This window comes from Roseiarcus sp., from assembly GCF_049514155.1.
Taxonomy (GTDB): domain Bacteria; phylum Pseudomonadota; class Alphaproteobacteria; order Rhizobiales; family Beijerinckiaceae; genus Roseiarcus.
Window position 1 is genome coordinate 1 of the sequence record NZ_JBEKVH010000148.1, and the last position, 9,256, is coordinate 9,256.

The 9,256-nt window shown below is 66.4% G+C and carries 10 protein-coding genes and 1 tRNA gene; 5 read left to right on the forward strand and 6 right to left on the reverse strand.

Annotation, left to right across the window (positions count from 1 at the left end):
* Positions 1 to 252 precede the first annotated feature (252 nt).
* Positions 253 to 1,167 carry an alpha/beta hydrolase gene (locus ABSF49_RS17300; protein WP_424113894.1) on the forward strand — a complete coding sequence of 305 codons (915 nt, stop codon included), beginning with the start codon at positions 253 to 255 and terminating at the stop codon, positions 1,165 to 1,167.
* Complete coding sequence (locus ABSF49_RS17305; protein ID WP_424113895.1) at positions 1,168 to 2,238, forward strand: GntR family transcriptional regulator; 1,071 nt, start codon at positions 1,168 to 1,170, stop codon at positions 2,236 to 2,238.
* Between the two features lie 20 nt (positions 2,239 to 2,258).
* On the opposite strand, the gene ABSF49_RS17310 is transcribed toward ABSF49_RS17305, so the two are convergent.
* The 4 genes from ABSF49_RS17310 to ABSF49_RS17325 all read right to left on the reverse strand — a co-directional run bounded on the left by ABSF49_RS17310 (position 2,259) and on the right by ABSF49_RS17325 (position 4,401).
* Positions 2,259 to 2,582, reverse strand: a complete 324-nt coding sequence (locus ABSF49_RS17310; protein ID WP_424113903.1) for a tyrosine-type recombinase/integrase — start codon at positions 2,580 to 2,582, stop codon at positions 2,259 to 2,261.
* Between the two features lie 359 nt (positions 2,583 to 2,941).
* Positions 2,942 to 3,031, reverse strand: a tRNA-Ser gene (locus ABSF49_RS17315).
* A 102-nt stretch (positions 3,032 to 3,133) separates the two neighbouring features.
* Complete coding sequence (locus ABSF49_RS17320) at positions 3,134 to 3,979, reverse strand: N-acyl homoserine lactonase family protein (RefSeq protein WP_424113896.1); 846 nt, start codon at positions 3,977 to 3,979, stop codon at positions 3,134 to 3,136.
* An 11-nt stretch (positions 3,980 to 3,990) separates the two neighbouring features.
* Positions 3,991 to 4,401, reverse strand: coding sequence for a DUF4260 family protein (locus ABSF49_RS17325; RefSeq protein WP_424113897.1), 411 nt, complete (start codon positions 4,399 to 4,401; stop codon positions 3,991 to 3,993).
* A 95-nt stretch (positions 4,402 to 4,496) separates the two neighbouring features.
* Between ABSF49_RS17325 and ABSF49_RS17330 the strand changes: the two genes are divergently transcribed.
* Entirely contained in the window at positions 4,497 to 5,435 is a 939-nt protein-coding gene (locus ABSF49_RS17330) for a LysR family transcriptional regulator (RefSeq protein ID WP_424113898.1), read from the forward strand.
* A gap of 62 nt (positions 5,436 to 5,497) precedes the next feature.
* Here ABSF49_RS17330 and ABSF49_RS17335 read toward each other — a convergent pair whose 3' ends face one another.
* The gene (locus ABSF49_RS17335; RefSeq protein WP_424113899.1) at positions 5,498 to 6,322 is read right to left on the reverse strand and encodes a septation protein A; all 825 of its coding nucleotides are present in this window, start codon (positions 6,320 to 6,322) and stop codon (positions 5,498 to 5,500) included.
* 25 nt (positions 6,323 to 6,347) lie between these two features.
* Positions 6,348 to 7,376 carry a signal recognition particle-docking protein FtsY gene (ftsY, locus tag ABSF49_RS17340; protein ID WP_424113900.1) on the reverse strand — a complete coding sequence of 343 codons (1,029 nt, stop codon included), beginning with the start codon at positions 7,374 to 7,376 and terminating at the stop codon, positions 6,348 to 6,350.
* Between the two features lie 279 nt (positions 7,377 to 7,655).
* On the opposite strand from ftsY, the gene ABSF49_RS17345 reads away from it, so the two are divergent.
* Together ABSF49_RS17345 and ABSF49_RS17350 are read left to right on the forward strand one after the other, a co-directional pair.
* A complete protein-coding gene (locus ABSF49_RS17345) occupies positions 7,656 to 8,348 on the forward strand; it encodes an RluA family pseudouridine synthase (RefSeq protein ID WP_424113901.1) in 693 nt (230 codons plus the stop codon).
* 343 nt (positions 8,349 to 8,691) lie between these two features.
* Positions 8,692 to 9,075, forward strand: a complete 384-nt coding sequence (locus ABSF49_RS17350; RefSeq protein WP_424113902.1) for a hypothetical protein — start codon at positions 8,692 to 8,694, stop codon at positions 9,073 to 9,075.
* Positions 9,076 to 9,256 lie beyond the last annotated feature (181 nt).

Genomic DNA, 9,256 nt, shown 5'->3' on the forward strand with positions numbered 1-9,256 from the left:
AACGAATATTGAATGCAATATGCGTTACCACGTGCTAGTTAGTAGTTACGAAGGCTCTGAGATCGCCGGGTCGAACTGGCGATGCGATGGGGCGGAAAACACAGGGCGGGCGCAGCGATGAGTCCTCATTTGGTCGACGATCCCAATCGATCGGTAGTAGGGACCCAGGCGCGGGCGCGACACATAGTCACGGAAGACGAGACAGATTTTCGTGGAGTGGACCGCTCTCGGTTGCGACCCGAGATCCGACTGATGCTGGAAGCCGGGGACAACAAGGCGGCAGTCGATTTGCAAACTTGGCCGCTAAGCGAAATTCGCAAGGAAGCGGAGACGTCACTGCCGGCCATGTGGGGGCAGAAAGATCCATTGCCCGGAATCGAAACGTTTGCGATCGAAGGCAATGGCGGGTCCTTCAGCGCGCGCCTCTATCCCGGCGGCGACCGCGACGGCGCCATGCTCTATTTTCATGGCGGCGGCTGGGTGCTGGGCAGCCTCGAGACCCACGACGGCGTTCTCCGGGCCTTGGCGTTGGCGGCGAAATGCAAAGTCATCGCCGTCGAATATCGTAAAGCGCCCGAGGCCCCTTTCCCAGCGGCGATCGAGGACGCCAAGGCTGCGCTCGCCTTCATCCGCTCTTCTCAGTCGGCGCTCTGCATCGACCCGTCGCAGGTAATAGTGGCGGGCGACAGCTCGGGGGCGAATATTGCTGCGGTGCTCGCCCAGGCTTCGCGTGATGATCGAAATCCGCTGGCGGGACAGATGCTCATTTGCCCGCTCACCGATGCGAAGCTCGAGAGACCGAGTCGTAACAAGTTCGCAACGGGATTTCTTTTGACGAGCGACGCGATCGATTGGTATCTCGACAACTACTGCGCCAAAATGGATCGAGAAGACCCGGGAATTTCGCCGCTCTACGCCGAGGATGTCTCGGGACTTGCCCCTGCTTTTATAGTTGCGTCGGACCATGATCCATTGCGCGATGACGCGAGGGCTTATGCGATGCGGCTGATCGAGGCTGGCGTGACCGTTACCTTCGAAGAATGGAGAGGGACGGTTCATGGATTCATAGTAATGGACGGAATTACGCCGGTCGCGCGGCAGCTATGTCGGGCCATGGCTGACTGGGCCAATCATCGCTGGACCGTCGCGGATTATCATCCACGATAAATGTCTGCCTATCAGAAGGTCTATCTCGCCGCCGCCATGCAAACGCAAGTTCAGGGTGCACAGGCCCGCAAAAGCGAGTCGCTCTACGAGGTGATCTATTCCGTGCTCCGCGATCATTTGCGACGCGGAGTTCTGATTGACGGCCTTGTGCTTGGCGAAGCCAATGTCGCGCGAGCATTCCAGACAAGTCGCGTACCCGCTAGCGCGGCGCTCAAGCTCCTTTGCGACGAAGGGCTGATCTCGGGTTTCGGCGGGCGTGGCTACTTGGTGCGAAGCGGGCGGGGAAGTCCGCCCGCTGCGCAGCGCCTTGATTTATTGAAAGCGGGGCTTGAGCTGCCGCCCCATTTTTCCGGACCGCGGCGGACTCGCAATCGCGGCAATCAAATCTATCGCGAGGTCGAGCATTCGGTTGCCGCCTGCCTAGCTTATGGGCGTTTCATGTTGAATGAAAGCGCATTGGCCGAGTACTATGGCGTCAGCCGCACCATTGCTCATGAAGTACTGGTGAAGCTCGAATTGGCGGGGATCGCCGTTCACGACCGGAATCAGCGATGGTATGCGGGTCCTCTGACGGCCGACGAACTCGCCAACCGTTTTCAAGTTCGTTGGATGCTTGAGCCGGAAGCGTTGCGCCAGTCGTTTCCCCATCTTACCAAAAGCGAATTGACCCGTCGTCGCGATCGCGCATATCGCGCTCGAAAAGGCAACGTCGCACCTCCCGAACGGGAGCGGATCGAGCGCGACCTTCACCAAGAGACGCTTGCGCATTGTGACAACAAAGTCCTTTTCGACACGATTTTGCGGGCCCATCGGCCCCTCATCCCGACTCACTCGGCGTTCGTTTCTTACCAGAGGACGGCCGAATTGATGAAAATGGCCGCCGAGCACATTCAGATCTACGATGCCCTGCTGGAAGGAAGCCCGGAATCGGCTGCAGCGGCGCTCGAGGGGCATCTGCGGCGCTCTCTGCAACCAAATCTAGATCTGATGTCGCGTCTTGAGCCTCTATCTAGCGAGCATCGTCCCGCGTATTTGTTTCCGATCCGATACCCCCGACCCCCAGAATCGTAGTCTGAAGGTCCCCTTGCCGCTCACTTGGAAGGCTGCTGATCGAGCTTCGCCGCGATCCTGCGGGGATCGGGGCGATAGTATTTCCGCAGCACCTGTATCGATCGCCACCCGCCCTGTTCCGCGAGCTCGACGATATCGAGCCCACGCTCGCCCGCCATGCGCGAGGCGCCTTCGGAGCGCTGAGCGTGGAATATCAGGTCCTTGATACCGGCGCGTTCGCAGGCGGCGCGGAAGTCGCGAGACGCTGTCGGCGCGATTGGCGAATACGGCGCCGGAGCCCTGCGGCGACAACCCGCGCAGGATCTCGACCGCCCGCGCCGACAGACCGATTGTCCGCTCGCGATAGGAGCCGTCGGTCAATTTCGCGCCGCGCAGCACGGCAGTGTGCTTTTCGAGGTCGATATCTTCCCAACGCAGAAGATTGACTGTAAATCAGCGTTGCCGCCTGACCCAGCTGCCTTTTATGATCTCAAGCGATTAGGACGCCGATCGGCGTTCAGACCCGCCGTCGATTCACAGCTCAGAGACGCCCGTACCACTGAAAAACCCGTTCGAGACTTTCGGGCGCGGAGGGTGGAGAAATCGACCAAAGAACGTCTCTACTGACGGGCTGGAAAACGCACTGCCGACAAGAGCCGGAAATCCGGCCCGGATTTGGCCTGGCCAAAGTCAAATTCTTATGTAATATAAGAGACTTAAGTCGTGGCGGAGAGGGAGGGATTCGAACCCCCGGTACGGTTGCCCGTACTCCGCATTTCGAGTGCGGCGCGATCGACCACTCTGCCACCTCTCCGCGGGCGCGACGGCGGGCTCTCGCCTGCCTTCGGGGTCGGGGCGCCGATTACCATGGCGCGCCGGGGGTCGCAAGGCGCGCCTGCGTCGGGCCTGGGCGCGCTCACGCCGCGCGCGCCGCGGCGACGCCGATTGGCGCGGCCTCGCCGCGCGCGAGGCGGTCGGCCGCGCCTGGATCGTGGGCTGGCAGCAGCAATGTCGGCCGCGCGGCGGCAAGCGCGGCGAGCCGCGCCATCGTGTCGCGCGCAATCGCCGCCTTGGGGCTGACGCCGTCGACGCGTCCGGCGAGAAGATTGTCCTGGCTGTAGGTGGCGTCGCCGACGAAGACGATCCGCCGCTCGCTATCGTCGAGCGCGACCGAGATGTGGTCGGGGGTGTGGCCCGGCGTCGGCAGCGCGGTGAGCGCGCCGTCCGCCGTCAGCCGGCGCGAGCGCGCGAACGGGCCGTAGGGCTCGTCGACGAAGACGAGCGGCTCAGGATCGAATTGCGACGGCCAGCGCTGCGGCAGATAGCCGTTGATTCGCCCCTTGAGACCCGCCGCGGCGGCGCGTTCGCCGGGGCTGACCAGGACGCGTGCGCGCGGAAACGCGGCGAGGCCGCCGTCGTGGTCGATATGGAGATGGGTGAGGACGATCAGCCGGACGTCGCTCGGACCCACGCCCATAGCGCGCAGTTGCGCTCCGGCTTCCTGCTCCGGCTCGATGTCGAATTTCACCGCGCGCTGAAAATAGGGATGCCAGCGCGGCAGGCGCTTGAGGCCGGCGTTGGCGCCCGTGTCGACGAGGATGACGCCTTCCGGGTGTTCCACGGCGAAGGCGTAGGTCGGCAGCCAGCCCGACCATTCATCGTCGAAGATCGGCGCGAGGCGGCGCGCCAGGCCGCGGCCGCGGCCGACGAGCTGGCTCGCCTTGACCCGCACCCGGCCCGTCTCGACGGCGTGAACGCGCATGTCTCGCCTCATCATGCGCTGCGGCCGAAGCGGCCGAGATGGGTGTCGCCGAAGCCGGTCGCGTATTTGAGGCCGAAGCCGAGCGCGCGATCGAGGCCGATATGGGCGATCCAGATCAGCGCCAGCGCCTGGATGCCCGGCGCGCCGAGCGCCAGCCCAGCCGCGCCAAGCGCCGCCGGCGCCAGATACGTATGGACAGCGTTGTAGGCCGCCGCGCCGACGACCGGGCCGAAGCGATAGCCCAACATCGCCAGATCCGGCGCGAGCAGCAGCAGCGCGAACAGCGGCCACGCGCCGCCGACGAAGGCGTAGGCGGAAACCGCCGCGGCGAGAACGACAAGCCCTTCGAGCCGCAACAGCGTCGCGACGCCGCGGGCCGCGGCGACGCGGGCGGGAACCCTGGAAACAGCGACAGCGGACATCGGCGAACTCCTGTCGAATTTGAACGGCGACAGGATGGGCGCTTTCCCCTTCATACGGAATTGCATATTTTCGTGCCTTGCCTATACATTTATGTATGGCAAGAAGCGATCCGCCGTGGGAGGCTTTGCGCACCTTCGCCGCAGTCATGCGCGAGGGCGGGCTGTCGGGCGCGGCGCGCCGGTTGGGGCTGAGCCAACCGACGGTCGGCCGTCATATCGACGCGCTCGAGGCGGCGCTCGGCGTCGCTCTGTTCGCGCGCTCGCCGCGCGGCCTGACGCCGACGTTAGCCGCGCGCGACCTCGCCCCGCATGTCGAGGCGATGAAGGTCGCGGCGAACGCGGCTCAGCGCGCGGCGGCGAGCGCGGCCTCGCCCGACCGCGGCGTGGTGCGGCTGACGGCGAGCCACGTCGTCGGCGTCGAAGTGCTGCCGCCGATCCTCGCCCGCTTCTCGGCCGACCATCCGGCGATCACGCTTGAGCTTTCGCTCAGCAACCGCAACCAGGACCTCGCGCGCGGCGAGGCCGATCTCGCGGTGCGCATGGCGCGGCCGACCCAGGGCGGCCTCGTCGCGCGGCGCATCGGCCGCACGCCGATCGGCCTCTACGCCCATCGCGACTATCTGGCGCGGTTCGGGACGCCGCAGAGCCTCGCCGATCTCGCCCAGCATTGCGTCATCGGCTTCGACCGCGACGACAGCTCGGCGCGCTCGGTCGGCGCCAAGGGGCCGTTCACGCGCGAGGCGTTCCGCTTTCGCTGCGACGACGAACTGGCGCAACTCGCGGCTCTGCGCGCTGGCGTCGGCATCGGCGGCTGTCAGGAGGGCGTCGCGCGCAAGTCGCCGGACCTCGTCCCCGTCCTGCCCGGCGCGGCGCGCTTCGCCCTCGAGATGTGGCTGGTCATGCACGAGGACCTGAAGGCGACGCCGCGGGTCAAGCGGCTGTTCGACGCGCTCGCCGTCGATCTCGCCGACTACTTACGCGGCCGCGGCCTGTTTCAGAGGTCGTCGCCGGTCGCCTCGCCCTTGGCCTCGTAGCGCATGATCAGCGGCGCGTGGGCCGGCGTCAGGCGAGACGCGGCCTTTGCGAAGCGCGCATCCTACATTTCGTCGGCGAAGGCGTCGCGCTTGGTCTCGTGGCGCAAGATCAGCGGCGTCTGCGCGACCGCAAATATCAGGGTCAGCGGCAAAACGCCGAACGACTTGAACGTGACCCACTGATCCCAAGTCAGGTAGTGACGGAGCACTTCGTTCAGGGCGGCAAGGGCGAAGAAAAACAGTCCCCAGCGCAGCGTGAGTTTACGCCAGCCATCCTTGTCGATGTGAATCGCCATATCGAGCACGATCGGCAGCACCAGTTTGCCGAGCAACATCGAACCCAGCAAGGCGCCGCCGAACAGGCAATAGATGATTGTCAGTTTCGCCTCGATAAACGTCTTGTCCTGCAGCAATAACGTCAACGTCCCGAAAACCAGCACGAAGACGGCGGTTACGACCGGCACGACGGCGAGCCGGCGCGTGAGTATCCATGACAGGCTGATTGTCGCGACCGCTGCGATCATCAGGACTGCCGTCGCGGTCAGCATGCCAACCTTGTCCGGCGGCAGAGCCTGGGGAAGGAAACCGTTCACCAGCCAGCCGAACAGCGCCGGCTTGGCGTTGGCGGCGAAAAACAGGACCAGCGGCCCGAGCTCGAGCGTGAACTTGACCCAGGGGTTGAGCGCCTTGCGCGTCGCGGCAGAGTCTTGGGTCATGGGCCCGCTCCCTCCCACGTCATGGCCGTCCCCGGACTTGATCCGGGAATTGACCCGGCCATCCCGGCTGCTTCGGTCACGTTGATTTCGAGCCGGCGACCGCGACAGTGCGAAGAGAACGGCGCAATTGGTCGGCCGCCGCGCCTGGATGGCCGAGTCAAGCCCGGCCACGACGCCACAATTTCAAGGCCTGCGTTCATGAATTCTCCTGACTGACGCCGGCGATCGCCGCGGCGAAGTCGCGCGCGGCGAAGGGTTCAAGATCGTCGACGCCCTCGCCGACGCCGATGAAATGCACCGGCAGGCCGAATTTCTCCGCCACCGCGACGAGAATGCCGCCGCGCGCGGTGCCGTCGAGTTTGGTCATCACCAGGCCGGTGACGCCGGCGATGCGGCCGAAGATCTCGACCTGGCTCAGCGCGTTCTGGCCGACGGTGGCGTCAAGCGCAAGCAGCGTCGCGTGCGGCGCCTCGGCGTCGACCTTCTTGATCGCGCGGACGATCTTTTCCAGCTCGCTCATCAGCTCGGCGCGGTTCTGCAGCCGGCCGGCGGTGTCGATCAGCAGCACGTCGGCGCCCGTCGCCTTGGCGCGGGTCAAGGCTTCGAAGGCGAGGCTCGCCGCGTCGCCGCCCGGTTCGCGCGCGACGATGTCGGCGCCGGCGCGGCTCGCCCAGATCTTCAACTGCTCGATCGCCGCGGCGCGGAAGGTGTCGCCGGCGGCAAGCGTCACTTTGAGCCCGTCGGCGACGAACTTGGCCGCGAGCTTGCCGATGGTCGTCGTCTTGCCCGAGCCGTTGACGCCGACCACCAGGACGACGAACGGCTTCCGGTTCGCGTCGATTTCGAGCGGCCGTGCGACCGGTTCGAGCGAGCGGGCGATTTCCTCGACGAGGATCGCCTTCACCGCCTCAGGCTCGATTCCCTTGTCGTAGCGGCCGCCGCCGACCGCCTCGCGGATGCGGGTCGCGGCGGCCAGCCCGAGATCGGCCTGGATGAGGATGTCCTCGAGCGCGTCGAGCGCATCGGCGTCGAGCTTGCGCTTGGCGAAGATGTCGGCGACGCCGCGGCCGAGCGCCGAGGAGGTGCGCGACAGGCCGGCGGCGAGCTTGGCCAGCCAGCCGCGGCGCGCCGCCTCGCCCGCTTCCGGCGCGGCCGGCGCGTCGTCGCGACGGCGCCAGCGGCTCAGCAGGCCGGCTTTCGGCTTGTCGTCGTCGGCTTCGCTCACACTCGCATCCTCTGGCGCCTGACGCCAACTCACGCCTGCCTGGAAGGCGCCCTCGTCCTTCGAGACGCGCCGCCGTAGCGGCGCTCCTCAGGATGAGGAGCATCGGGGCGTCCGCCCTCGCGGCCGCTAGCTAACATTCCGTCACGCCAGAAGATAGGAGAGCGCGGCGCGAAGCGCTTTTAGCCGTATCATCACGCCCCGAGCGTAAATCGTGGGGCGTCGGCTGACTTGTCCGCGGCCGCCGCGACCGCTAGCACTCGCGCCATGACGCCGGAAGAGATGCAAGCGCGATTGCTCTATCGCGACGGGCTGATGCTGGTCATCGACAAGCCGGCGGGCGTGGCCGTCCATCGCGGCCCCAAGGGCGGCGCCAATCTCGAGGACGATTTCGACGCGCTGCGTTTCGGCCTGCCGCGCAAGCCGGCGCTTGCCCACCGCCTCGATCGCGACACCGCCGGCTGCCTGGTGCTTGGGCGCCACCACAAGGCGCTCGAAAAGCTCGGCCTGTTATTCAAGCAGGGCAAGATCGGCAAGACCTACTGGGCGATCGTCGTCGGCGGGCCGGCCGAAGCCGAAGGGCTGATCGACAAGCCGTTGGCGCGGCTCGACGCGGCGCGCGGCTGGTGGATGAAGGTCGAAGCGAGCGGCCTGCCGGCCAAGACCGGCTGGCGGGTTTGCGGCCGCGGTCAATGGCGTGGCGCGCCGATCGCCTGGCTCGAACTGACGCCGCTGACCGGTCGCACCCATCAGTTGCGCGTCCATTGCGCCAGCGAGGGCTGGCCGATCCTCGGCGACGCGATCTACGGCGCGCGCGCCGAAGTCCCGCTGCAATTACTGGCGCGCCGGGTCGAGGTTCCCCTGTCCAAGAACCAGCCGCCAGTCGTGGTCGAGGCGCCGGCGCCGCCGCACATGCTGGAAACGCTGACGGCCTGCGGCTTCGCCGACGAGCGCGCGCCGGCGCCGGCCGCCTGAGCGGCGCCGAAACGTCTTGACGAATCTTCAGCCTGGGGATTCCATTGACGAATCAGGCGCGCCCGTCAGCGGGCGGGCTCGCGGTCGATGATGGGCGGCGTTTGACGTCTCGACCGCAGAAGCTGTTCCGCGTAGCTGGCCTGCATCTTGCTAGCCACGGCGGCGACGGCGCGGTCGCGATTCGCCGGTCCCGGCGACGCAGGCCTCGGCGAAGGCGTCCTTCGCGTAGCGTCAAGATTTTTTCATTCAGGGGGGAACCCGCACCCGAGCGAGGCCTTCGGCACGCGGCCCGAACGCTACGACGAGCGCCTCGAGCGTTCGGCCGCCAACAGGAGCGGTTGACATGCTGAAAGCACTCCTAAGCGCAACTCTCGGCGGCGCGTTGGCGATCGCGCCGCTCTCGGCCCCTCGCGCGCACGAGATCTACACCGGCGTGCATGGCAAGAACGGCCAACTCTGCTGCGGCGGCAACGATTGCGCGGCGACCTCGTATCGCGAGCAGGGCGGTCGGTTCGAGTTCCTGACCCGCGAAAGTCGCTGGATCGCGATCCCCTCGGACCGCATCACCTTCCTGCCGATCCCCGGCGATCCGCCCAGCGACGACTCGCACCGCGCGCATCTGTGCTATCGTCACGCGACCGACGAGGACCGGGAAGGCGGCTACTCGTTTAACGTATTCGAAGACATCTACCTCTATTGCGCCTTCATCCCGCCGGGCTCGACCTGAGCCCTACGGCGGCGCGGCGGCGAGCTGGTCACGCCGCTGCGCGCGCGGGATCGCCGAGCGAGCCGCGGATCGCCTCGGCGAGCGCCTTGGTCTCGGCCGAGGCGCGGCCGGGCGCGAAGATCAGGCCCATGCTGGTCGAGGGCAGGCTCGGCAGACCCAGCTCCGCGCCGATCGGCTGCAA